The sequence below is a fragment of the Priestia sp. TRN 1309 genome (assembly GCF_050846875.1).
In the GTDB taxonomy this organism is placed as follows: Bacteria; Bacillota; Bacilli; order Bacillales; family Bacillaceae_H; genus Priestia; species Priestia zanthoxyli.
On the sequence record NZ_JBOZGM010000005.1, the window covers coordinates 209540 to 235412 of the forward strand.

Consider the following 25873-nt stretch of genomic DNA (forward strand, 5'->3'; position numbering starts at 1 on the left):
AAAATCACAATAGAAAATAACTCCTTAATAGAGTAGTACTAGTAAAGAGACAGACGAAAAAGGGTACAAGTTGCTACTTGTTTAGCTGCAATGTTACAATTTTACTCAGAATGTTTTATAATGAAAGATACAGATATGAATGAAAATAGTATAAAATGTACTGATTATAAATAGAGGAGCGTTTTAATATGCTTGGATTATTTAAAAAAGTGTTTGACGGCAATCAGCGCCAAATCGGCCGTTTAGAAAAAATGGCGGACCAAATTGATGCGTTAGGTCCTGAAATAGCGTCTTTAACGGACGATCAGCTTCGTGAAAAAACAGCTGAATTTCAACAACGCTACCAAAATGGTGAATCGCTCGATAACCTATTAGATGAAGCTTTTGCGGTTGTACGTGAAGCAGCGAAACGTGTGTTAGGCATGTATCCGTACAAAGTTCAGCTAATGGGGGGTATTTCTCTGCATGAAGGGAATATCTCGGAAATGAAAACGGGTGAAGGTAAAACGTTGACAGCTACTATGCCTGTATACTTAAACGCCATTACAGGCAAAGGTGTACATGTAGTAACAGTCAATGAATACTTAGCGAGCCGTGATGCTAGTGAAATGGGTCGTTTATATGAATTCCTAGGCTTGAAAGTAGGGTTAAACTTAAACCATTTAACGCGTGAAGAAAAACAAGAAGCATATGCAGCGGATATTACGTATAGTACAAATAATGAACTAGGATTTGACTATTTACGTGATAACATGGTGCTTTATAAAGAACAAATGGTTCAACGTCCGCTTCATTTTGCTGTAATCGATGAAGTTGACTCTATCTTAATTGATGAAGCACGTACGCCGCTTATTATATCCGGCAGCGCACAGAAATCGACTGCGCTTTATATTCAAGCTAATGCATTCGTTCGCACGCTTGATAAAGAAACCGATTTTACTTTTGATATCAAAACAAAAAGCGTTCAGCTAACCGAAGAAGGTATGTCAAAAGCCGAGCGCGCATTTGGCATTGAAAACTTATTTGATATTTCACACGTAGCGCTAAACCATCACATCAACCAAGCGCTTAAAGCACATGTAACGATGCAAAACGATGTGGATTATGTAATTGATGAAGATCAAGTCGTAATCGTTGACCAATTTACTGGTCGTTTGATGAAAGGAAGACGTTTTAGTGACGGCTTGCATCAAGCTATCGAAGCTAAAGAGAACGTTGAGATTCAAAATGAAAGCATGACGTTAGCTACAATTACATTCCAAAACTACTTCCGTATGTATGAAAAATTATCAGGTATGACGGGTACAGCTAAAACGGAAGAAGAAGAATTCCGTAATATCTACAACATGCACGTTGTCGTTATTCCGACAAACAAGCCAATTTCACGTGATGATAAAGCGGATTTAATTTACAAGTCAATGGAAGGCAAGTTTAATGCGGTAGTGGAAGATATTTCCGAGCGCCACGCAAAAGGACAGCCTGTTCTTGTTGGTACAGTTGCGATTGAAACATCTGAAGTTTTATCAGCATTATTAAAGAAAAAAGGCATTCGCCATCACGTTTTAAATGCAAAACAGCATGAGCGTGAAGCGGATATTATCGAGAATGCGGGTCACAAAGGTGCGGTAACAATCGCAACGAATATGGCCGGTCGTGGTACGGATATTAAACTAGGTGAAGGTGTCGTTGAAGCTGGAGGTCTTGCTGTAATTGGTACAGAGCGTCATGAATCACGCCGTATTGATAATCAGCTCCGCGGACGTGCTGGACGTCAAGGGGACCCAGGGGTGTCTCAATTCTATCTATCCATGGAAGATGAATTAATGCGCCGATTTGGTTCTGATAATATGATGGCGATGATGGATCGTCTTGGTATGGATGATTCACAGCCAATTCAAAGTAAAATTGTAACAAGAGCTGTTGAATCCGCTCAAAAACGCGTTGAAGGTAATAACTTTGATGCGCGTAAACAATTGCTTCAATATGATGATGTTCTTCGTCAGCAGCGTGAAGTTATTTACAAACAACGCTTTGAAGTGCTTGATTCAGACAACTTACGTGCGATTGTAGAACGTATGATTGAATCAACGCTACAGCGTGTGGTTGAGGTAAATACACCGCGTGAAGAATTAGAAGAAGAATGGAATTTACAAGCGATTATTGATTACGTAAATGCTAATGTTCTTGAGGAAGGTGAAGTCACAGAAGAAGATCTTCGCCGTAAAGAGCCTGAAGAAATGGTAGAACTGCTGGTAGATCATGCAAAAGCTCGTTATAATGAAAAAGAAGAGCAGCTCCCTGAAGAACAAATGCGTGAATTCGAAAAAGTAGTTGTTCTTAGAGCAGTTGATTCTAAATGGATGGATCATATCGATACGATGGATCAGCTTCGCCAAGGCATCCACCTTCGTGCGTACGGCCAAACAGATCCTCTTCGCGAATACCAAATGGAAGGTTTTGCGATGTTTGAAAATATGATTGCAACCATTGAAGAAGAAGTGACGAAGTATATCATGAAAGCAGAAATTAACAACAACCTTGAGCGTCAAGAAGTAGCGCAAGGTCAGGCGGCTGTTCATCCAAAAGAAGGAGACGCGCCGGCTAAGAAGAAGCCAAAAGTAAATGCGATAGAAGTTGGCCGAAATGATCCTTGTATCTGTGGAAGTGGCAAAAAGTATAAAAACTGCTGCGGTAAAGAATCATAAAATAAGAGTCAATTAGTATAGAATGAACTAGTACAGGAAGGAAATGAGTCTTCTCATTTCCTTCCTGTGCGTCAAAAATAAAATAGAGGTGTTTAACTCATGGATTTAGTAGAAATTAAGCAAGAACTTGACAAAACAGCTAAGCGATTAGCGGACTTTAGGGGGTCTCTTTGACCTCGATACAAAACAAGCTCGTATCGATGAATTAGATGAGACTATGGCTGATCCAAATTTTTGGAATGACCAGCAGGCAGCTCAGACTGTTATTAATGAAGCCAATGGTTTAAAAGATGCAGTAAATCAATTTAACCACTTAGATGAAACATACGAAAATTTACAGATATCTCATGAACTTGTAAAAGAAGAATACGATGAAGATTTAGCAGAAGAACTAGTTAGTGAACTAAAAGAGCTTATTTCAGGCATGAACGACTTTGAATTACAGCTGCTTTTAAGCGAGCCGTATGATAAAAATAACGCCATTTTAGAATTGCACCCAGGTGCTGGTGGAACAGAATCACAGGATTGGGGTTCAATGTTACTACGTATGTATACGCGTTGGGCGGAGAAAAAAGGTTTCAAAGTAGAAACACTTGATTACTTACCTGGGGATGAAGCTGGTATTAAAAGTGTAACGCTTTTAATTAAAGGCCATAATGCGTACGGGTATTTAAAAGCTGAAAAAGGCGTTCATCGTCTCGTTCGTATTTCTCCGTTTGATTCATCAGGCCGTCGCCATACGTCATTCGTATCGTGCGACATAATGCCGGAATTTAACGATGAAATTTCAATTGATATTCGTACGGAAGATTTGAAGGTTGATACGTACCGTGCAAGCGGTGCCGGAGGTCAGCATATCAATACAACAGATTCAGCTGTTCGTATTACTCACCTCCCCACTAATGTAGTCGTATCTTGTCAGACGGAACGTTCACAAATTAAAAACCGTGAGCAAGCAATGAAGATGTTAAAATCTAAGTTGTATCAGTTAGAAATTGAGAAGCAGCAAGAACAGCTAGCTGAAATCCGCGGAGAACAAAAAGATATTGGATGGGGAAGTCAAATTCGTTCTTACGTATTCCATCCGTATTCGTTAGTAAAAGATCACCGCACAAATACGGAAGTCGGAAACACGCAAAGTGTAATGGATGGAGATCTAGATCCGTTTATTGATGCGTATTTACGTTCTCATATTTAATCAAAAGGCAGTATACCTCGGTATGCTGCCTTTTTTTAGTTGTTAGGACTTTGTAAAATTTGAATGAAGAAAAACGAGCGTAAAGAACTATTTGTAGATAGAAAATTAAGAAAATGCAGAAATTTAAAGGTTGCTGTCGTCCGTTCGCTTATTTTGTCAATGAAATAAAATGGTTTAAAATACCTATTTTATGGTAAATGCTTCTTTACAATCCTTTATACCTCTTTTACAAACAGCTTTTATAATTTGAGTTAAATCAAGAGGAAGGGGCATGTGCAGTGGCAAATAAATCGTTACACGAATTAATAGAGCAAGTAAAACAGAACAGTTTTTCTTCGAGTAAAGGGTTTGATAGAAGGCATTTTTTACAAGGAGCTGGAAAAGTAGCAGGAGTATCACTTGGCTTAACAATTGCTCAGTCTATCGGTTTAAATGCAGTAGAAGTTTCAGCGGCAGCGCCTAAATTTTCAAGTTATCCGTTCACTTTAGGCGTCGCATCGGGAGATCCTTTAGCAGATAGTATTGTTCTTTGGACAAGATTAGCACCAGACCCATTGAATGGCGGGGGAATGCCTAATCAACCCGTTCCAGTAAAATGGGAGCTTGCCGAAGATGAAGACTTTCATCGAATTGTCAAACGAGGAACAGAAATAGCTAGACCTGAACTTGCTCACTCTGTTCACGTTGATGTAAAAGGATTAAAGCCAGGCCGTATTTATTATTATCGATTTAAAAGCGGTCATGAGTTAAGCCCGGTTGGAAAAACAAAAACACTTCCTTCAGCAAATGCAGAAGTAGCCAGCATGACGTTTGCATTCGCTTCGTGTCAACAGTATGAACATGGTTACTTTACAGCTTATGAACATATGGTTAAAGAACAATTGGATTTTGTGGTTCATTTGGGCGATTACATCTATGAATATGGACCAAACGAGTATGTGGCTGCAAGCGGAAATGTTCGTACTCACAGCAGCGCAGAAATTCAAACGCTTCAAGACTATCGAAACAGGCATGCTCAGTACAGGTCAGATGCCAATTTGAAGTCTGCTCATGCTGCTTTTCCGTGGATTGTGACGTGGGATGATCATGAAGTAGAAAACAATTATGCAAATGTAATTCCTGAAAAAGGACAATCAGTAGAAGCATTTATTCAACGCCGCGCGGCAGCTTATCAAGCTTATTACGAACATATGCCTTTGCGTCAAACATCCTTGCCTCACGGAACGGATATGAGATTGTATCGTGACTTTTCATATGGGAAACTAGCTTCCTTTCAAGTGTTGGATACGCGTCAATACAGAGACGATCAAGCAAATGGAGACGGAACAAAGCCGCAAACGCCAGAATCTCTTGATCCTAAACGTACGCTATTAGGGATTGAACAAGAAAAATGGCTTTTTACTAATCTTGAAAAATCAGCGTGTCATTGGAACGTACTGGCTCAACAAATTTTCTTTGCTCCCAGAAAATTTGGAACGGCGGCTAAGCCTACATACAGCATGGATGCATGGGATGGGTATACGGCGAATCGTCAGCGTGTTATTGATTTTATTGAAAAGAAAAAGTTGGACAACGTCATTGTACTAACTGGAGATGTGCACGCTAACTGGGCTTCTAATTTACACACGGATTTTGCCAATCTTAATTCAAGAATTATTGGTGCAGAGTTCGTTGGCACCTCCATCACTTCCGGAGGGAACGGAGCAGATAAACGAGCTGATACGGATAAAATTTTAAGTCAAAATCCACATCTCACATTCTTTAATGATTACAGAGGATATGTAAGGTGTACGGTCACTTCTGATATATGGCAAGCTGATTATCGCGTTGTGCCTTTTGTAACAGAACCTGGTGCGGAAATTTCAACTCGAGCTTCCTTTCAATATAAAAAAGATGGAAAAGGTATGACAGAAGTTGAAGTAAATAACGTGCCGCGTGGGCTAAAGATTTCTAAGGAAGTAGAGGAAGATCGTATGCGGGCACACGGGAAAGCACATGAAAAACAAGAGTTGAAAAAGAAAGAAAAAGTACAGCAGTAAATTGAGTAAGGGAAAGGAGGTCAAGTATGCTTTCTAATATTGGAATTCCTGGTTTAGTTATTATTTTGGTCATTGCGTTAATTATTTTTGGGCCGTCTAAGCTGCCGGAAGTTGGACGGGCGTTTGGGCGAACATTAACTGAATTTAAAGGAGCAGCAAAAGGGCTCGTATCAGATGATGAAAGTGTTAAAGAAAAGCAGGCAGCAACCGTTTCTGAACAAAAAAGGAATGAATCGACATTGTAAGTAAGGAAATAGACGAGGAAACTCGTCTATTTCTACTTGTCAGAAAGGAGAAATAGACAATGGGAGAAATGAGCTTGATGGAGCACCTTGAAGAATTGCGTGTTCGTATTATTAAAACACTTTGTGCATTTGTAGTTTTACTTATTGTCAGTTTTGTATTTGTACAAGATATTTATCAGTGGCTAGTGAAAGATTTGGACGGCAAGCTTGCTGTACTTGGACCAAGTGAAATTGTATGGATTTATATGGTGATTGCATTTGTTTTTGCGCTTGCTTTTACACTTCCAGTAGCTGCTTATCAAGTATTTCGGTTTGTTTCACCGGGATTAAAAAAGGAAGAGTATAAGATTATGATTACCTTCATTCCATTCTTTTTTCTCTTATTTGTAAGTGGCTTGGGGTTTGGTTATTTTGTTTTATTTCCAATGGTTTTAGCATTTTTAACAGGTTTGTCGAATGATCAGTTTTCACTCATGTTTACGGCGGAGCATTATTTCCGTTTTATGCTTAATCTGTGTTTACCATTTGGTTTTTTATTTGAAATGCCTTTAGTTGTCTTATTTTTAACGCGTTTAGGGGTTCTAAATCCAGTGAGGTTAGCTAAAGCAAGGAAGTTATCTTATTTTGCTTTAATTGTGATATCTGTGCTTATTACTCCTCCTGATTTTATTTCGGATATTTTAGTCATTGTCCCGCTTCTGCTCTTATATGAGCTCAGTGTGACAATTTCACGCGTAGTATACAAAAAACGTTTAGGAAACGAATCAATTGCTTGACCTCATACATAAATACGATGAGAGAATTCATGAAATTGAAACAAAGTCCTTGTAAACAGAGTGTTTTAAACATTCTTGAGTAGGTTATAATAGAGTGAAAACTCTACAGCAAGGGGGAGAAGGCTTGAAAAAAGTATTATTAACGTTAACAATTGGCCTAGCGCTTGTTTTGTCCGCGTGCGGCGGAGGCAGTTCCAAAAATGAATCTGCCGGTGAATCTTCAGCGAGTGCAGAAGATATTGTGAAGAAAAACTGTACAGGCTGTCACGGTGTAGATTTAGGAGGAGCAAATGGGCCAAGCTTGCAGCATGTAGGCAGCAAGCACTCAGAAGCTGAAATTGAAAACATTATTAACAATGGTCAAGGCGGTATGCCAAAAGGACTGATTAATGAAGAAGATGCCAAAAAAGTTGCGGCTTGGCTGGCAAAGAAAAAATAAGACGGGTATCCGTCTTATTTTTGTGTTAAAGCTGCTTTAATTGTTCATTTAAGACAATAGCTTGCTGTTGAGCTTTGACATCTTTTGCTATGTCTCCAGGTGCATTGGCTTCTCCAATGATGTATCCGCTAAAGGAAGAACCAATAAAATCGACAATGTATTGAAATTGCATAATAAGAGGAAGGGCCTTTACAGATGCGCCTGTGCCCCCGACTACTAATACATAGACGCGCTTATTTTTCATTTGTTCTTTAAAGTTGATTGTCGAATCTCTAAGGCTTTCAGACCAACGATCCACAAAGTTCTTCATCAATCCGCTCATACCGTACCAGTAAAGAGGCGTAACAAATAAAATAGTATCGTGCGCTGCCATCTTTTTCGCTATATCATAATAATCATCTTGTTGATTGGTAAATCCATGTTCATCGTGACGCATATCAGTAATGGGGTTAATGGTATGCCTACGTAAGTAAACTTCTTCAGTATTGATATCTTTTAAGACTGCTTTAGCCAATTCTTCCGTATTTCCGTTTTCCCGTGAACTTCCATAAATAGTGATCATGTTATCTCTCCTCATCGTTTTTCTTATTTATCATACCTTGTTTGTAAAAAAGTAGACATGAATGTGCTTTGTCTAACGATATTCGTAAAAAAATGAACAGCAAAAAACAACAGAATTAAAAATAAGGATAAATTCTCATACCCTGCTAAAAATATCCTACTTATGTCATATTTGAAATAAAAATGTAATATTTTTGGGGCTTATTTTCACGAAGAGTGATGTTATAATGAGAAAGCGCGTGAGAAGAGTCGAATTTTTGGTTTGAATTGTAGAGTTTTGTCGTATTTTGACAAGTTTTACATAGTATTAAAATAACACACTTGATTAGGTGATTACTTATGATTGAAATGCAAAATGTATATAAAACGTATCCGAACGGTGTAAAAGCAATCAATGGCATTAGCATCAAGATTAATCAAGGTGAGTTTGCTTATATCGTAGGACCAAGTGGAGCAGGAAAATCCACTTTTATTAAAATGATGTATCGTGAAGAAAAGCCTTCTTCAGGAAATATCATTGTAAACGGTGCAAATGTAGCAAAAATAAAAGATAGCAGAGTTCCTATCTTTAGACGTCATATTGGTGTAGTCTTTCAAGATTTCAAGCTGCTTCCAAAATTAACGGTCTATGAAAACATTGCTTTTGCACTAGAAGTAATTGAGCAAAGTCCCGAAGAAATTAAAAAGCGAGTGCTAGAGGTGCTAGAGCTTGTTAAGTTAAAGGGTAAAATGGATTCTTTCCCTGATGAATTATCTGGAGGAGAGCAGCAGCGTGTGTCTATTGCGCGTTCAATTGTGAATAGTCCTAAGGTTGTCATCGCCGACGAACCGACAGGGAACCTTGATCCGGAGACCTCATGGGAAATCATGGATATTTTTGAGGAGATTAATAAACGCGGTACGACTATTTTAATGGCAACGCATAACCGTGAAATTGTAAATACAATTCGAAAGCGCGTAATTGCGATTGAAAATGGAAATGTTGTGCGTGATGAAGTAAGAGGTGAATACGGATATGAAGGCTAGGACATTCGGTCGCCACTTACGTGAAGGATCTAAAAGTTTAGGAAGAAACGGCTGGATGACATTCGCATCTGCAAGCGCGGTTACCGTGACGCTCTTGCTTGTAGGCGTATTTTTTATGTTGATGATGAATTTAAATCACATTGCTAAATTGATTGAAAATGATGTGGAAATTCGCGTTCACGTTGATGCTGCAGCGACAGCGGATGATCGAAAAGCAATGAAAGAAAAGCTAGATGCAATTAAGCAAGTTGATACGGTGACGTTTTCTTCTAAAGATAAAGAGTTAAAAGATTTAATTAATAGTATGGGTGATGAAGGACAAGCTTTTGAACCGTTTGAGCAGCAAAACCCATTAAATGATGTGTTTGTTGTTAAAACAAAAGAGCCGACTGATGTCGCAAAAGTAGCTAAACAAATTGAGAAATATCCGTATGCAGCAAAAGTTCAATACGGACAAGATCAAGTTGAAAAGTTATTTAAAGTGCTGAAAGTAGCTCGTAATATCGGAGTAGTACTGATTTTAGGGCTTCTATTTACAGCGATGTTCCTCATTTCAAATACAATTAAAATTACGATTGTAGCTCGCCGTGAAGAGATTGAAATTATGCGCTTAGTTGGAGCCACAAACTCCTTTATTCGCTGGCCGTTCTTTATTGAAGGTCTGTTTTTAGGAGTGCTTGGTTCTATTGTGCCAATTGCTGTTATTATCGGTGTGTACAGCGTTTTATATAATGAAGTTCAGCCTAAGTTCGATGGATTCTTTGAACTTTTACCTGCTTTTCCATTCGTGCTTCAAGTATCGCTATTACTACTTGTAATCGGTGGTCTAATTGGGATGTGGGGAAGTACATTATCCATCCGTAAATTCTTACGAAAATAAAGATAGATTTTTAACATAATAGATTATAACAACCTCACATTTGATGTTTATCAGATGTGAGGTTGTTGTGTAATTACAGATAAAAATAGAAAAAAGTGCTAATGGGGGTCTTGCTAATGCCCGTTTATACGGGGAAATATGTGCAAATGGGGAGAAACAAATGACACGTAAGACATTAGTAATGACAGCAGCAGTTTTAGTTGGACTAGGTACAGCTTGGATAGGTAATGAAAAAGTTGCTTATGCAGAAAGTGCCAGCACTACTAAACTCAGTGATTTAGAGAAAAAAAGTAACGATGTGAACCAAAATATTAATCAAAATAAAGAGAAATTAAAAGAAGTTCAAGAACAGCAAAAAAACGAAGAAGCTGAGATTGCGCGTTTGGATTCAGAAGTCGGACAGACAAATGCAGACATCCGCAGCCGTGAAGCTGAAGTAGAAAAAGCAAAGCAAGACATCGAAAAGCTGAAAAATGAAATTGACGTTGTAAAAAAAAGAATTGAAAAACGAAATGAGCTATTAAAAAAGCGTGCTCGTGCTTTACAAGAAAACGGCGGGTCTGTGGATTACATAGATGTACTGCTAGGCTCTGAAAGCTTCGGAGACTTTATTAGCAGAGTGAGTGCGGTTTCGACAATTGTAGGGGCTGACCGCGATTTGTTAATGCAGCATGAAGCTGATAAAAAGGCAAAAGAAGAGAAAGAAACAAAAGTTCAAAACAAGCTAACGGAAGTAAATCAAGCGCTTGAAGAACTTAAAAATCTTCGTGCGCAGCTGCAAAAACAAGTGGATGAAAAGAATCACCTCATGCAAACGCTCAAAGATCAGGAAAAAGAATTTAATGAAGAAGCCGTTGGATTAGAAGAGCAAGCTTCTATTTTAGCCGATCAAAAAAATGCAGCACAAGCTCAACAGCAAGAAATTGAAAAAGCCGGGGCAACAGAGGAGGCACCACCTGTTACAAGCGGGTCGTTTATGAGGCCGGCAAAGGGCCCGGTAACATCTCATTTTGGATATCGAGAAACGTTTGGAAGAGGACATTACGGTATTGATATTGGAAAGCGAGGAGAAAGTGTTCCAGTTGTAGCCGCAGCAAGCGGAAAAGTAATTAGAGCATATCATTCTTCTTCTTTTGGTAATGCCGTATTTATTCGTCACAATGTCGAAGGTCAGACGTGGGTTACAGTTTATGCTCACTTAGAGAGCTACAGCGTCTCAAGTGGTCAATCTATCAATAAAGGTCAACAATTAGGTTATATAGGGAACACAGGACGTTCGTTTGGTGCTCACCTGCATTTTGAATTGCATAAGGGCGATTGGAAAGGCAAAAGCTCTGCTGTAAACCCTGAACGTTATATTAAATTTTAAGTTCCTAGCATACGTGGTACAAGCTCAACATATAGTTTAACAAAAAGGCATCGCACTTGATTTGTGTGGTGCCTTTTGCTACAAATAACACATGCATCCTTTTTATTACATAGTTTTGGTTGTATCTATTATAATAAGAAGAGATGGCTTAAGGTTGAGGAGGATGAAAGAACTTGAATCGGAAAATCGTTGCACTATTAATGGCACTCTCCTTAGTTGTTGGAGCAGCAGGTACATATTTTGGCATTCAGTATGCAAATGCTGGAACGGTCAGTACCCCCCTTACAACTTCTTCAAATGATAGTAAAGTGGAAAAGGAAGAGCTAGACAAAATCAAGCAGGCTTACGAACTGATATCTTCAAAATATTACAAAGATGTAGATGACAAAAAATTATTAGATGGCGCAATCCAAGGAATGGTACAAACCTTAGGAGACCCTCACTCATCTTACATGGATAAGAAAACGGCACAGCAATTCACGCAGTCTCTTGATTCATCGTTTGAGGGGATTGGTGCTGAAGTAAGCATGGTAGATGGAAAAGTAACAATCGTAGCTCCGTTTAAACAATCTCCTGCGGAAAAAGCAGGATTAAAACCAAATGATCAGATTTTAAAGATCGATGGTAAAAGTATCGCGGGTCTTGAATTGAATGAAGCGGTATTAAAAATTCGCGGTAAAAAAGGCTCTACCGTGACATTAGATGTTCAAAGACCAGGCGTGAAAGAAACGATGAAAGTAAAAGTTGTAAGAGATGAGATTCCAATTGAAACCGTCTATTCTTCTGTTAAAAATGTAAACAATAAAAAAATTGGTTACATGGAAATTACGTCATTCTCTGAGTCAACGGGAGACGAATTTACGAAACAGTTGAAAAAACTTGAAAATAAACATATTGATGGTTTAGTTCTAGATGTTCGTGGAAATCCTGGTGGCTATTTAACGAGTGTTGAAAAAATGCTCGATAAATTAGTAACGAATAAAAAGCCATACATTCAAATTGAAGATCGTAACGGTGAACGTCAAAAAGTGGTTTCTTCAATGAAAAAGCAAAAGGATTATCCAATTGTGGCCTTGATTGATGGAGGAAGTGCATCTGCTTCTGAAATTCTTGCCGGGGCATTAAAAGAAGCAGGCGGATACAAGCTAGTCGGTGAAAAATCCTATGGAAAAGGAACGGTTCAACAAGCTGTTCCAATGGAAGACGGCAGTAATTTAAAATTAACGTTCTATAAATGGCTAACGCCTGATGGAAACTGGATTAACGAAAAAGGTATAAAACCAACGGTAGAAGTCAAGCAGCCGGATTACTATTATGCAAATCCAATTCAAGTTGATAAAAAGCCATTAACACGTGATATGACAGGTGACCAAGTGAAGAATGCTCAAGTGATGCTAAAAGGCCTTGGCTTTGAACCTGGACGTACAGACGGATATTTTAGTAAAGAGACAGAAACAGCTGTAACTGCATTCCAAAAAGCCAATAAGCAAAAAGCTACAGGTGAAATTGATGAAGATACAGCAGCGCTTTTACAAACAAAACTATTAGAAAAAATTAAATCCAAAGATGAAGATCGTCAGCTTCAAACGGCTTTAAAGCTAGCTAGTCAATAAGAAGTAGAAAAAGTTCCGTGCTTTTCCAAAGCACGGAACTTTTTTAGTAAAAACAACATTGTCGGTTAGTGATGCATTTTGATAAAATAAAGAAGCCTATGATACATAACAATCAATCGTAAATGTTGTAATAAAAATGTGAAAAATACAGGTGGTGAAAAAATGGATTTTGCATTAGAGCTTTTAAAAGGTATCGGGCGTTTATTTTTGCACCCGTTAACTTATTTATTTCTGCTCGTCTCGTTTTTTGTAGGTCTTTCTCGCGTCAAGAGAGAGCGTCAGAATTTTCATGTTCGCGTGTTTGATTTTATTTTAGAAGCAAAATATTTATTTTTTCCAGGTATCATTATTGGTTTGATTTTATCCGTTGTTACCGTGTTGCTAGGTGTCTATGTATCTATAGGAACGATTGTACTTGTAGCTGTTTTAACTTTTATCATAAGCGGCCCGTGGACGTTTAAATGGCTTTCTCCTTCTTATACCGTAGGACTGGCTGTGCTTGCGACCTTGCTTATTCCTGCAGCTGGTTTCGGTGAAGGATTTATTCAAACGTGGTCTGTGCAAGCTCATAACGCAGATTTACCTTCTCTTACTATTTTAATGTCGCTGCTTGTATTAGCAGAAGGATATTTAATTTGGAAGTTTGGAGCAAAAGGTACGTCTCCAGCCATTGTGAAAAGTAAAAGAGGGCAGGAAATTGGGGCTCATTATTCTCAAAAATTATGGGTTGTTCCGCTTTTTGTCTTAATTCCAGGCAGCGCCATTACGTCTGTGTTTCCATGGTGGCCTGTGTTATCTATTGACGGAACATCATTTAGCCTGTTTTTTGTTCCTTTTGCTATCGGTTTTTATCAGCGAATTCAAAGTATGGTTCCGTTTAAATCTATTGAATTTACCGGTAAGCGTGTATTAGCATTAGGCGTGGGATTAACGATTATTACAATTGTTGCTATTTTTTATCCTCCTGCCGCTGTCGCTGTTGTTATTCTAGCGATCATAGGAAGAGAGTGGATTCGTTTGCAGCAGCGTCGAAGCGATGAAAAAGCGCCCGCACTATTTACTAAGCGTACACAAGGTTTGGTTGTGTTAGGAATCATCCCTCATTCTCCGGCAGAGAAAATGGGTTTGAAAGTAGGAGAAGTGATTATTAAAGTAAATGGAATCGCTATATCTGAAGTCCATAAATTTTATGAAGCATTACAAGTGAATAACCGTGCTTTTTGTAAGCTAGAAGTTATTGACGAAAATGGAGAAGTTCGCTTTACTCAGCGAGCATTGTATGACAACGAACATCATGAACTAGGTATTTTGTTTGTACACAATTATACAAAACGTAATTCACAAGCTGGTTAAAAGACGGATAAAAAGGAGAAATGTTTGTGGAAGTCAAAACGATTGCCGCAGTTTTTCTACCCGCCATATTGCTTGTTCTGTTTGCTAGAGTAACATATAACCTATATGTTGCCACAGCGCTGACGCTTTTGTTGATAGCTGTTTCTGTATATAAAGGGTACGCAGATTATCCACTTATTATTTTAATAGATTTACTTTCAGCAGCCATTGGTTTTATATATGCAAAAGGCATGCTAGCAGCTGGAAAATAAAGATTGTTGCTTTGATGATAAGTGAATCGTCCTATTATCAAAACGTACGCAAAAGCTCTCTACGAAATGTGGAGAGCTTTTTTATGTCGAAAAACGAGTTAGAACTCATAACACTGTTGTTACGGTTCCATCGATAAATGAGTATAATTAAATTAATTATACAAATATGTTTGTAAATAAAATAACTTAAACAATTTTGTGTAAATTATTTTAAATACGTGTACAAATATGTAGTTAGGGTATAGAAAAATAAAGAAATTAATCTGAAAATTATATTTATTTTGATTTTTATGAATAAAAGGAGGTTTAGTATCGATGGAAGTGTTAATGAGAACGATGTTTCAGTCGCTTGGCAAAAATCATTCAATGAATAAATTAGCTAAAAAGTATGGATTGCGGATGGGGGCAGCTCGTTTTGTTGCTGGAGACTCAATTGAATCAGCAATTCAAACATCCAAGGAGCTTAACAATGGTGGGAAAGTTGTGACACTCGATCATTTAGGCGAATTTGTTTTTACAGAAGAGGAAGCTAGGTTATCTACGGCCATGTGCATTCAGACACTAGAAGCCATTGCAGCATCGGGCGTTCAATCAAATTTATCATTAAAGATGACTTCTTTAGGATTGGATATTAGCAAAGAGCTTTGTATGGAAAATATGCGCAGAATTCTACACACAGCCAGAGTGAATGATATTTTTGTTCGAATTGATATGGAAGACTACTTGCACTGCCAAATCTCCCTTGATATGTATAAAGAATTACGCAAAGAATTTGATAATATTGGAATTGTGATTCAAGCGTATCTTTATCGTACAGAACAAGATATGAATGACTTACATCAATATCAAGCTAATTTACGTCTGGTAAAAGGAGCTTACAAAGAATCGCCAGAAGTATCGTTTCCGGAAAAGAAAGACGTAGATGAAAACTATAAAAAAATCATTAAAATGCATTTATTAAATGGACACTATACAGCTGTAGCGAGTCATGATGAGGAAATGATTCAGTATACAAAACGATTAGTAAGAGAAAACGGCATTTCAAATGATCAGTTTGAGTTCCAAATGCTTTATGGAATTTGCGTAGAGCTACAGGATCGTCTGGTCAAAGAAGGATATAAAGTCAGGGTTTATGTTCCTTACGGAATTGATTGGTTTGGGTATTTCATGAGACGCCTAGCCGAACGCCCCGCCAACGTATGGTTCGTATTAAAAAATTTCTCCAAATAAGTTCAGTCCAAGAAACATAAAAAATTCGACACAAGTATCCTGAGCTTCGTGTCGAATTTTTTAATTAGTTTAATCCGTATTCTTTGATTTTGTTATAAAGGGTGCCGCGCGAAATGCCAAGCAGATCTGCTGCTGCACTTTTATTTCCATAGGTTTTTTGAAGAGTCTCTTCTATTAGCCTAGCTTCTTGGAGAGAATCTTCTTCTTTTTGAACTTCTGTGAAAGAACTGGCATCCTTCAGATTGTCAGGAAGGTGCGTAAGGGTAATCAACGACTGATCACTAAGAAAAATCATTCGTTCAATCGTATTTCTCAGCTCGCGAATATTTCCTGGCCAATCGTATTGCATAAAGGCTTCGAGAACTTCAGAGCTGATGAAAGGAGCCTTCTTTTTATACTTTTTACTAAATTCCTGTACAAATTGCTGCGTTAATGCTTCAATGTCTTCTTTATGGTCTCGAAGCGGCGGAATGATAATATTAATGACGGTCAGCAAATAGTAAAGATTTTCATGGAATTCACCGGCTTTTAGCAACTCTTCCAAAGGCGTCGTAGTAGAGGCTACAATTCGGGTTTGGACTTGAATTTCTTCCGTGCCTCCAACGTGATAAAAGGCTCGTTCTTCCAAGTAACGGAGAAACTTAACTTGAATTTCAAGAGGCATTTTATCAATTTCTTCAATAAATAACGTCCCGTTATGAGCCTGCTCCAGTTTTCCTGCAATGGTCGTTGGATCTTCTGAAAAGACGTCTTTTTGATGACCAAAGAGTTCAATTTCCAGAAGTCCAGATGGAATAGTGGCGCAATTTAAAGATAAAAAAGGTTCTTTATGTTTGGATCCCCCGTAGTGGATGGCCTGAGCCAGCATTTCTTTCCCAGAACCAGGTTCTCCTGTTAATAAAATAGGCATATCTGTAGATGCCACTTTTTTGGCAATGTCAACGGCTTGCTTAATTTCAGGACTGATACCCGCAAAAGAAGAAAATGGATTATCTTTCGGAATGAGAAGAGATACATCAATTTCTTCATTTAGTCTTACAATATTGGTAATGTCATGTTCGGTTGCTACTCCACCTATGACTCGGTTGTTTCTTATAATAGGAGATGCATTGATGAGCACGTGAGTTTGTTCATTAGGACGATGATACGTTCCGCGCACAGGACGCCCTTCATTTAGAATCGTATGTAGAATGATGGATTCATCTTTAAAATGCTCTCCGATTTTTCTACCAATAATATTATCTCTCTGAATCTTATACGTATGTTCCGCAGCAGTATTCCACAAGATTACATTTCCTTCATGATCGACCGCTGTCACTGCATCATTAATGGTTTCTGCCAATGTATCAAAATAGGAAGCTAATATCTCATTTTGGCTATGCAAATGTGTAATCCACTGTGAAGGTGTTACAAGTCCTATTGTGGTTTCTTGGTTTTCTGCTTGAATGAGGACTGGTCTATTCCAGTTTGTGTTGGCTTGTAAATTGGCTAACGTAGAAGTAGAAGATGAAGGCCAATTTGTGTCCGCTATTACTTTTTTAATGGACGATGCCTCGTCATGACCTGTTAAAAGGTATCGTTCATCTTTTTGTATTACATAAAAGGTACTTGCTGTGACTACAACGAAATCATAGTTGGAAAGTTCAGATTTCACTTTAGCTAAAGAAGTTGATTCTTCAACTGTTATAAAGGAGTTATTTATAAGAACTTGATCAACGCTTGCCATACTAAACCCCTCTCAGTACATATTTTTTATACTGTATCATAATTTAGAAATTGGCGCAAAAGCCTATCCTTTTCAGACAATTAGGCAGCTTACTTTCTTTTATTGCTTTCATCTAAAGAGTTGTATTCCCCTCGAAAAGGGTAGTATAAGAATTTAGTGGGTAATAAAGTAACAGGGTAAAAAATCAAAACAAACAAACACTATATAAGATTAATACTCATTAGTTTCATTTATGAGTATAAAGTGATAAAATACGAATATCAGTTCGTGTTTTCGGTTTTTACATATCGTAATAAAAATAGATAAAACAAGAAAATAGAAACGGAGGCCTTCATTTGAAAGATCAGTTTGAATTAGTATCCCCATATCAACCGCAAGGTGATCAGCCAAAGGCAATTGAAAAGATTGTGAAAGGAATTAAAGAAGGTAAGCAGCATCAAGTTTTGTTAGGTGCTACAGGAACGGGAAAAACCTTCACTATGTCTAATGTTATTAAGGAAATAAATAAGCCAACATTAATTATGGCTCATAACAAAACGCTTGCTGGTCAATTGTACAGTGAGTTTAAAGAGTTTTTTCCTAATAATGCAGTCGAATACTTTGTCAGTTACTATGATTACTATCAGCCTGAAGCTTATGTACCTCAAACAGATACATTTATTGAAAAAGATGCAAGCATTAATGACGAGATTGATAAACTTCGTCACTCAGCAACTTCTGCTCTTTTTGAACGAAAAGATGTCATTATTATTGCCAGCGTATCCTGTATTTATGGATTAGGGTCTCCGGAAGAATACAAAGAAATGGTCGTATCTCTTCGAGTAGGAATGGAAAAAGAACGCAATCAGCTGCTTCGTACGCTAGTGGATGTACAGTACGAAAGAAACGATATTGACTTCAAGCGCGGAACGTTCCGCGTTCGCGGTGATGTTGTTGAGATTTTTCCTGTGTCTCGAGATGAACACTGTATTCGCGTGGAATTTTTCGGGGATGAAATTGACCGCATTCGCGAAGTCGACGCCTTAACAGGAGAAATTATTGGAGATCGTGAACACGTGGCTATCTTCCCGGCATCTCACTTCGTCACGAGGGAAGAAAAAATGCGTGTGGCCATTCAAAACATTGAAAAAGAACTAGAAGAACAGCTAGAGAAGTTAAAAGAAGCAGGAAAGCTTTTAGAAGCGCAGCGCTTGGAACAGCGCACTCGCTACGACCTAGAAATGATGAGAGAAATGGGATTTTGTTCAGGAATCGAGAATTACTCTCGTCATTTAACGCTTCGTCCGGCTGGTTCCACACCTTATACACTGCTGGATTTCTTCCCGGAAGATTTCCTTCTTGTGGTGGATGAATCCCACGTTACCATTCCTCAAGTTAGAGGAATGTATAATGGAGACCAAGCGCGTAAACAAGTGTTGGTGGACCATGGTTTCCGCTTGCCGTCTGCATTAGATAACCGTCCGCTTAAATTTGATGAATTTGAACAGCATATTAAACAAATCGTCCATGTTTCAGCAACACCAGGTCCTTACGAACTTGAGAAGGCGCCTGAGGTGATTGAACAAATTATCCGTCCAACGGGATTATTAGATCCAAATATTGAAGTTCGACCAATTGAAGGGCAAATTGATGATTTAATTGGAGAAATTCACGACCGGATTAAGCGAAATGAACGAGTGCTCGTCACGACGTTAACAAAGAAAATGTCTGAGGATTTAACGAACTACTTAAAAGAAATTGGCATTAAAGTTCAATATCTTCACTCTGAGGTGAAGACGCTCGAGCGTATTGAAATTATCCGAGAGCTGCGGCTTGGAAAATATGATGTGCTCATAGGGATTAACTTACTTCGTGAAGGTTTAGATATTCCAGAAGTTTCGTTAGTAACCATATTAGATGCGGACAAAGAAGGATTCTTGCGTTCAGAACGATCGCTTATTCAAACCATCGGACGTGCTGCGCGAAATGCTAATGGACATGTCATTATGTATGCAGATCGCATCACAAACTCCATGGACATTGCTATCAATGAGACCAAGCGTCGTAGAAGTATTCAAGAAGCTTACAACGAAGAGCATGGTATTACACCGACAACGATTCAAAAAGAAGTTCGAGGCTCAATTCGTGCAACAGTAGTAGCAGAAGATACAGAAACGTATGAAGAAGCACCGGCATTTGATAAACTCAATAAAAAAGAAAAAGCAAAGCTCGTAGAAGAAATGGAACAAGAAATGAAAGAAGCAGCCAAAGCGCTTAACTTTGAACGCGCAGCTGAGCTTCGTGACTTGATTCTAGAATTAAAAGCGGAAGGGTGATAAAACATGGCGATGGAAAAAATCGTGGTAAAAGGTGCACGAGCCCACAATTTGAAAAATATCGATATTGAAATCCCGCGAGACAAATTAGTGGTATTAACAGGGTTGTCAGGTTCTGGTAAATCTTCTTTAGCTTTCGATACAATCTATGCTGAAGGACAAAGACGTTATGTCGAGTCACTTTCGGCGTATGCAAGACAGTTTTTAGGTCAAATGGATAAGCCAGATGTAGATTCGATCGAAGGATTGTCGCCTGCTATTTCAATCGATCAAAAAACAACGAGCCGAAACCCTCGTTCAACCGTCGGAACTGTGACCGAAATCTATGACTATTTGCGCCTTTTGTTTGCTCGTGTAGGAAAGCCGATTTGTCCTAATCATGGAATTGAAATTACGTCTCAAACGATTGAGCAAATGGTAGATAGAATTTTAGAGTACCCTGAACGTACAAAACTTCAAGTACTGGCCCCTGTGGTATCTGGCCGAAAAGGCACCCATGTAAAAGTATTAGAAGATATTAAAAAGGAAGGGTACGTTCGCATTCGAGTAGACGGAGAAATGCGTGAAATAACAGAAGAAATTGAACTGGAAAAAAACAAAAAGCACTCCATTGAAGTAGTGATTGATCGCGTTGTTGTCAAAGAAGGTGTAGCCGCTCGTTTGTCGGACTCTTTGGAATCAGCTCTTCGCCTTGGAGATGGGAAAGTAATTATTGATGTAATAGGTGAGGAAGAATTACTTTTTAGCGAGCATCATGCTTGTCCAAAATGTGGCTTCTCCATTGGAGAACTTGAGCCCCGCATGTTTTCATTTAATAGTCCGTACGGGGCGTGTCCAACGTGTGACGGGTTAGGAACGAAATTGGAAGTGGATAAAGATTTAGTGATTCCTAACTATGACTTAACACTTCATCAGCACGCTATTGCACCTTGGGAGCCAACAAGTTCTCAATACTATCCGCAGCTGCTTGAAGCCGTATGTACACATTACGGCATCGACATGGATGTGCCGGTTCGAGATATCCCGGAACATTTATTTGATAAAGTATTATATGGCAGCGGTAAAGAAAAAATTTACTTTCGCTATGAAAATGATTTTGGCCAAGTAAGAGAAAATCATATCGAATTTGAAGGTGTGCTTCGGAACGTAGAACGCCGTTATCATGAAACAAGTTCTGATTATATCCGTGAGCAAATGGAAAAATACATGGCTCAGCAAGCTTGTCCAAAATGTAAAGGAAATCGTTTAAAACGCGAAAGCTTAGCGGTGCTTATTGACGAAAAGCATATAGGAGATACAACACGCTTTTCAGTAAAAGAAGCATATGACTTTTTTGAAAGTCTCAGTTTATCTGAAAAAGACATGAAGATTGCGGATATGATACTGCGTGAAATTCGTGAGCGTCTAAGCTTTCTCATTAACGTGGGACTTGATTACTTAACATTGAACCGCTCTGCTGGAACTCTTTCAGGAGGGGAAGCGCAGCGCATTCGCTTGGCTACTCAAATCGGTTCTCGTTTGACGGGGGTTCTTTATATTTTAGATGAACCTTCTATCGGTCTTCATCAACGTGACAACGATCGCTTAATTCGCACAATGCAAGACATGCGCGATATTGGAAATACGTTGATTGTTGTAGAGCATGATGAAGATACGATGATGGCAGCTGATTATTTAATTGATATCGGACCAGGAGCCGGCGTACACGGGGGTGCCGTTGTTTCTCAAGGCACGCCTCAGGAAGTGATGGATGATGAAAATTCCTTAACGGGTCAATATCTATCAGGAGAGAAGTTTATTCCACTTCCAGCCGAAAGACGTTCGATAGATAAAGATCGGATGATTGAAATTATAGGAGCAAAAGAAAACAATTTAAAAAATGTAAAAGCAAAGCTTCCGTTAGGTGTATTCACAGCTGTTACAGGTGTATCTGGATCAGGTAAGAGTACGCTTGTAAATGATATCCTTCACAAATCATTGGCGCAAAAGCTGCATAAAGCAAAAAGCAAAGCAGGAGAACATAAAGAAATCAAAGGCATTGAACATTTAGATAAAGTCATTGATATTGATCAGTCTCCCATAGGCCGTACGCCTCGTTCAAACCCTGCAACCTATACGGGTGTATTTGATGACATTCGAGATGTATTTGCCCAAACAAACGAAGCAAAAGTGCGCGGATATAAAAAAGGCCGCTTTAGCTTTAACGTGAAAGGCGGCCGATGTGAAGCTTGTCGAGGAGACGGTATTATTAAAATCGAAATGCATTTCCTGCCAGATGTATACGTTCCTTGCGAAGTCTGCCACGGCAAACGATATAACCGGGAAACTTTAGAAGTAAAATACAAAGATCAAAACATTTCAGATGTGTTGGATATGACAGTTGAAGACGCGCTTCACTTCTTTGAAAACATTCCAAAGATTAAGCGGAAGCTACAGACCATTTACGATGTAGGACTTGGCTATATCACGCTTGGACAGCCGGCCACTACTTTATCGGGTGGAGAGGCCCAGCGTGTAAAGTTAGCTTCAGAGCTTCACCGTCGCTCAACAGGAAGAACGCTGTACATTTTAGACGAACCGACTACCGGTCTTCATGTCGATGATATCGCACGTTTATTAAAAGTGCTTCAGCGTTTAGTTGAAAATGGAGATACAGTTCTAGTGATCGAACATAATTTAGACGTGATCAAAGCAGCTGATTATCTACTTGATTTAGGGCCTGAAGGTGGAGATAAAGGCGGACAAATTGTGGCTACGGGTACGCCAGAAGAAGTGGCGAAAGTAAAAGAATCCTATACGGGCCATTATTTGAAGCCAATTTTAGAACGTGACCGTAAGCGTATGGAGAAAAAAGTTGAAAAAGCAGAGGCATTAACTCGTTAAAAGACACCAGCATTGGTGTCTTTTTTATAAAGAATGAAACTTTTTAACTCATTAAAACGTAATACATGATATAAGGAGCTGATTATTATGGAAGGAAATCGCATACTATCTTCCTTAAATTATTTTAGCGTTTTCTTTGCACCATTTTTATTACCTATTATTATTTATTTTGTTGTTCATAACATAGAAGTAAAGAAACATGCAAAAACTGCATTTTTGTCACATTTATTACCTATCGCTACAGCGATCTTGTTCTTATTTTTCTTGCTTCCTGCTCTTACTGGCTCTAGTGGAACGGTATTTATTCTTTTAATTGTAGCTTTAGTTGTTGTTTCTTTAGTTAATGTTGTTGTGTTTGTATGGAATATTGTAAAAGGGATACAAATATTAAGCAGATAAAAGTTAAATGACTAAAACGTAAAGAGGAGATGGAAGGTATGAGTGAAAAGCGCAAACAAATTTTACAGATGGTAGAAGAAGGGAAACTTAGCGTAGATGAGGCTTTAACCTTGCTGAATTCACTGGAAAAAGACTCAGCTAATGACTCTTACTATGCTACGCCTGATAAAGCTGAGCTATCCCCTTATGTAGGAGGAAAACAGAAAAAAACGTACGCTTCTAAGTCATCTCAAAGCTCTTTAAAGGAAAAATTATTTACATTTGTAGATCAAACGGTAAAAAAAGTAAAAGAAGGAGATTTAGATTTTAACTTTGGTCCTTCGATTGACGTTCAGCACATCTTTCAGCAATCAGAAGCATATATTCAAGAGATTGACGTAGATTTAGCAAATGGAAGCGTTCAACTCCGACCTTGGGGAAGTACAGAAGTACGAATAGAGTGTGAAGCTGCTATCTACAAAGTAGAGAATTCGGATGAAGCGCGCCGCACTTTCTTGCAGCATACCGCATTTTCCATCGAAAATGGCAAACTGCGCTTTGCAATTCAGCAAAAGCAAATGAAGGTGAAAGCGATTATTTATATTCCAGAAATGGAATATGAACGCGTCAAGCTCCGTATGTTTAATGGTTCAATCGATGGGGAAAGACTAAGCGTACGAGACCTGAAAGCCAAAACAGCTAATGGCACCATCCGCTTTTACGATGTGAATAGCCATTCTCTTGAAATGGAGACATCAAACGGGCATATGGAACTTTCTCGAATACTCGCTTCGAAATGTGAGCTTGAAACAATCAATGGAACGGTTAAATTTGATGGAGATACAAAAAAGATTGATGTTCAGACATTTAACGGGGATATTGATACGTATTTAAAAGGAGAGCGCATTGAAAAAGCATTTTTCAAAACGACTACAGGAAGCATTACGCTCTATACGCCGTCCCACCTCTCCGTTGATGGAGATTTGAAATCTAACTTTGGGAATTTTACGTGTACACTTCCTGAGATGGAAATAGTAGATGAGAAAAAAGAAACGGTGATGAAACAACTTCGTTTCAAAGCAAATGTCGCTTCGCCGAAAGGCTATAAATTGTTAGCTGAATCCAAAACGGGCTCAATTGTTATAAAATAGAAAATGCTTGTTTTAGTAAAAAAACAAAGGAGATGATTAACGTGCGAAAGTTGTATCGTTCGCGAACAAATCGCAAGCTTGCGGGTGTTATCGGCGGTATTTCTCAGTATATCGGAATAGATGCTTCACTACTCCGCGTATTGTTTATCATCAGTTTATTTTTTACAGTAGGTACTCCGGTCATTTTATATATGATTTTTGTGTTTTTAGTTCCAAATGAAGAAGGAGATTTCTAAAAATGTTATTGCGTGGAATCATTAGTATTTTAATCAATGCCCTCGTATTAATCGTAATCGCAGGTTATATTGACACCTTTCACTTGGAATCGGTCAGTGCAGCTATTATCGCGAGCTTAATTCTATCGATTTTGAATGTGTTTGTTAAGCCGATTTTAATTTTACTTACCCTGCCGGTGACATTTCTTACGCTTGGCCTATTCTTATTCGTCATTAATGCCATTACGCTGATGATTACACAAAGTGTTATGGGAGATTCTTTTAATATTGACGGGTTTGGTACAGCGCTTTTAGCCTCGGTAATTATGTCGCTTCTAAATGCGCTTATTCAACGAGTGATTGTTGAACCGCTTCAAAATAGAAGATAACTTTCTTGCAATATTTAATTTTCTAAAAAAGATGGTAAGGCGATGCAGCCTATGCCATCTTTTTTTTCTTTTCTTTCTGTATTAATGATAAAATAAAGTGGCTAGTAGAACCAAACGCGACATAAAAGCGAGAGTTGGATATACTGTAGACATGAACAGGTATATGACTGTTTATAAAAGGAGGATGCACGGTGGTTAAAGTACGTACAAAAGACATCATTGAGAAATTTAAATTAGAGCTTATTAGCGGAGAAGAAGGAATCGACCGCCCTATTTCAACGAGTGATATTTCACGTCCAGGTATTGAAATGGCAGGTTATTTTACATACTACCCAGCAGAACGTATCCAGCTGTTAGGTAAAACAGAACTATCATTTTTTAAACAGTTAGATGAGGAACAAAAAAAAGTTCGAATGGAAAAAATGTGTACAGATATCACGCCGGCTATCATTGTTTCCCGCGAAATGGATGTACCGAAAGAACTTATCGAAGCTTCAGAGCGTGAATCAGTTCCCGTGCTGCGTTCAAGCTTTAAAACAACGCGACTTTCCAGCCATTTAACGAATTTTCTTGAAAGCAGGCTAGCACCTACGACTGCCCTGCACGGCGTATTAGTTGATATATACGGAATTGGTGTATTAATCATGGGAAAAAGCGGCGTTGGTAAAAGTGAAACAGCTCTAGAGCTTGTTAAGAGGGGGCATCGTCTAGTAGCCGATGACTGTGTGGAAATCCGTCAAGAAGATCAAGACACCCTTGTAGGAAATGCGCCTGGTTTAATCGAGCATTTGCTTGAAATTCGAGGACTAGGGATCATCAATGTGATGACGCTATTCGGCGCAGGAGCTGTACGAAGCTATAAGCGAATTTCACTTGTTATTCAGTTAGAGACATGGGATCAGCAGAAACATTATGATCGCCTTGGTTTAGAAGAAGATAAAATGAAAATTATTGATACAGACGTTACAAAAATTACATTGCCAGTACGTCCGGGACGAAACTTAGCTGTTATCATTGAAGTGGCAGCAATGAACTTCCGCTTAAAGCGTATGGGTATTAACGCAGCAGAACAATTTTCTGCACGTCTAACAGATGTAATTGAAGAAGGAGACCGTGAAGATTTATAAGAAA

At 38.5% G+C, this 25873-nt stretch carries 22 protein-coding genes; 20 read left to right on the plus strand and 2 right to left on the minus strand.

Going from position 1 to position 25873, the window contains the following annotated elements; translation table 11 throughout:
* Positions 1 to 188 precede the first annotated feature (188 nt).
* The 6 genes from secA (at position 189) to cccB (ending at position 7402) form a co-directional block, all read left to right on the plus strand.
* The gene (gene secA / locus ACRPLQ_RS20555) at positions 189 to 2705 is read left to right on the plus strand and encodes a preprotein translocase subunit SecA (protein WP_193426663.1); all 2517 of its coding nucleotides are present in this window, start codon (positions 189 to 191) and stop codon (positions 2703 to 2705) included.
* Between the two features lie 99 nt (positions 2706 to 2804).
* Positions 2805 to 3903 (plus strand): peptide chain release factor 2 gene (prfB, locus tag ACRPLQ_RS20560; RefSeq protein WP_114896991.1). Its coding sequence is split into 2 segments (ribosomal slippage): positions 2805 to 2867 and positions 2869 to 3903, totalling 1098 coding nucleotides; the frame shifts between segments, so codons are not numbered across the junction.
* A 305-nt stretch (positions 3904 to 4208) separates the two neighbouring features.
* Positions 4209 to 5942 carry an alkaline phosphatase D family protein gene (locus tag ACRPLQ_RS20565; RefSeq protein ID WP_432236272.1) on the plus strand — a complete coding sequence of 578 codons (1734 nt, stop codon included), beginning with the start codon at positions 4209 to 4211 and terminating at the stop codon, positions 5940 to 5942.
* Positions 5943 to 5968: 26 nt separating this feature from the next.
* On the plus strand, positions 5969 to 6187 hold the full coding sequence (locus ACRPLQ_RS20570) for a twin-arginine translocase TatA/TatE family subunit (protein ID WP_028412028.1): 219 nt from the start codon (positions 5969 to 5971) through the stop codon (positions 6185 to 6187).
* Positions 6188 to 6246: 59 nt separating this feature from the next.
* On the plus strand, positions 6247 to 6963 hold the full coding sequence (gene tatC, locus ACRPLQ_RS20575; protein WP_028412029.1) for a twin-arginine translocase subunit TatC: 717 nt from the start codon (positions 6247 to 6249) through the stop codon (positions 6961 to 6963).
* A gap of 124 nt (positions 6964 to 7087) precedes the next feature.
* On the plus strand, positions 7088 to 7402 hold the full coding sequence (gene cccB, locus ACRPLQ_RS20580; protein WP_013059743.1) for a cytochrome c551: 315 nt from the start codon (positions 7088 to 7090) through the stop codon (positions 7400 to 7402).
* 25 nt (positions 7403 to 7427) lie between these two features.
* Here the strand turns inward: cccB and ACRPLQ_RS20585 are convergent, their stop codons facing one another.
* Entirely contained in the window at positions 7428 to 7964 is a 537-nt protein-coding gene (locus ACRPLQ_RS20585; RefSeq protein ID WP_028412030.1) for a flavodoxin family protein, read from the minus strand.
* A 338-nt stretch (positions 7965 to 8302) separates the two neighbouring features.
* On the opposite strand from ACRPLQ_RS20585, the gene ftsE reads away from it, so the two are divergent.
* From ftsE to ACRPLQ_RS20620, 7 genes are all read left to right on the plus strand, one after another.
* Positions 8303 to 8989 carry a cell division ATP-binding protein FtsE gene (gene ftsE / locus ACRPLQ_RS20590; protein WP_013085414.1) on the plus strand — a complete coding sequence of 229 codons (687 nt, stop codon included), beginning with the start codon at positions 8303 to 8305 and terminating at the stop codon, positions 8987 to 8989.
* Positions 8979 to 9869, plus strand: a complete 891-nt coding sequence (gene ftsX, locus ACRPLQ_RS20595) for a permease-like cell division protein FtsX (protein WP_014457813.1) — start codon at positions 8979 to 8981, stop codon at positions 9867 to 9869. Before ftsE ends, ftsX begins: the two co-directional genes overlap by 11 nt.
* Before the next feature lie 160 nt (positions 9870 to 10029).
* Positions 10030 to 11238, plus strand: a complete 1209-nt coding sequence (locus ACRPLQ_RS20600) for a murein hydrolase activator EnvC family protein (RefSeq protein ID WP_033580413.1) — start codon at positions 10030 to 10032, stop codon at positions 11236 to 11238.
* 173 nt (positions 11239 to 11411) lie between these two features.
* Positions 11412 to 12851: a S41 family peptidase gene (locus ACRPLQ_RS20605; RefSeq protein WP_028412032.1), complete on the plus strand. Its 1440-nt coding sequence runs from the start codon at positions 11412 to 11414 to the stop codon at positions 12849 to 12851.
* A gap of 162 nt (positions 12852 to 13013) precedes the next feature.
* Positions 13014 to 14204, plus strand: coding sequence for a PDZ domain-containing protein (locus ACRPLQ_RS20610; protein ID WP_328141563.1), 1191 nt, complete (start codon positions 13014 to 13016; stop codon positions 14202 to 14204).
* A 20-nt stretch (positions 14205 to 14224) separates the two neighbouring features.
* Positions 14225 to 14455, plus strand: a complete 231-nt coding sequence (locus ACRPLQ_RS20615) for a DUF2198 family protein (RefSeq protein WP_205689522.1) — start codon at positions 14225 to 14227, stop codon at positions 14453 to 14455.
* Between the two features lie 315 nt (positions 14456 to 14770).
* Entirely contained in the window at positions 14771 to 15685 is a 915-nt protein-coding gene (locus ACRPLQ_RS20620) for a proline dehydrogenase family protein (protein ID WP_028412035.1), read from the plus strand.
* A gap of 64 nt (positions 15686 to 15749) precedes the next feature.
* Here ACRPLQ_RS20620 and ACRPLQ_RS20625 read toward each other — a convergent pair whose 3' ends face one another.
* Entirely contained in the window at positions 15750 to 17411 is a 1662-nt protein-coding gene (locus ACRPLQ_RS20625; protein ID WP_033580415.1) for a sigma-54 interaction domain-containing protein, read from the minus strand.
* Positions 17412 to 17746: 335 nt separating this feature from the next.
* On the opposite strand from ACRPLQ_RS20625, the gene uvrB reads away from it, so the two are divergent.
* The 7 genes from uvrB (at position 17747) to hprK (ending at position 25869) form a co-directional block, all read left to right on the plus strand.
* Positions 17747 to 19726: an excinuclease ABC subunit UvrB gene (uvrB, locus tag ACRPLQ_RS20630; RefSeq protein WP_033580416.1), complete on the plus strand. Its 1980-nt coding sequence runs from the start codon at positions 17747 to 17749 to the stop codon at positions 19724 to 19726.
* Between the two features lie 6 nt (positions 19727 to 19732).
* Positions 19733 to 22609 carry an excinuclease ABC subunit UvrA gene (gene uvrA, locus ACRPLQ_RS20635; protein WP_028412038.1) on the plus strand — a complete coding sequence of 959 codons (2877 nt, stop codon included), beginning with the start codon at positions 19733 to 19735 and terminating at the stop codon, positions 22607 to 22609.
* 87 nt (positions 22610 to 22696) lie between these two features.
* Positions 22697 to 23008, plus strand: coding sequence for a hypothetical protein (locus tag ACRPLQ_RS20640; RefSeq protein ID WP_013059730.1), 312 nt, complete (start codon positions 22697 to 22699; stop codon positions 23006 to 23008).
* 38 nt (positions 23009 to 23046) lie between these two features.
* A complete protein-coding gene (locus ACRPLQ_RS20645; RefSeq protein WP_028412039.1) occupies positions 23047 to 24138 on the plus strand; it encodes a DUF4097 family beta strand repeat-containing protein in 1092 nt (363 codons plus the stop codon).
* 41 nt (positions 24139 to 24179) lie between these two features.
* Positions 24180 to 24374 carry a PspC domain-containing protein gene (locus ACRPLQ_RS20650; protein WP_013059728.1) on the plus strand — a complete coding sequence of 65 codons (195 nt, stop codon included), beginning with the start codon at positions 24180 to 24182 and terminating at the stop codon, positions 24372 to 24374.
* 2 nt (positions 24375 to 24376) lie between these two features.
* Positions 24377 to 24742: a phage holin family protein gene (locus tag ACRPLQ_RS20655; protein ID WP_013059727.1), complete on the plus strand. Its 366-nt coding sequence runs from the start codon at positions 24377 to 24379 to the stop codon at positions 24740 to 24742.
* Positions 24743 to 24933: 191 nt separating this feature from the next.
* On the plus strand, positions 24934 to 25869 hold the full coding sequence (gene hprK, locus ACRPLQ_RS20660; RefSeq protein WP_028412040.1) for an HPr(Ser) kinase/phosphatase: 936 nt from the start codon (positions 24934 to 24936) through the stop codon (positions 25867 to 25869).
* Positions 25870 to 25873: the final 4 nt, after the last annotated feature.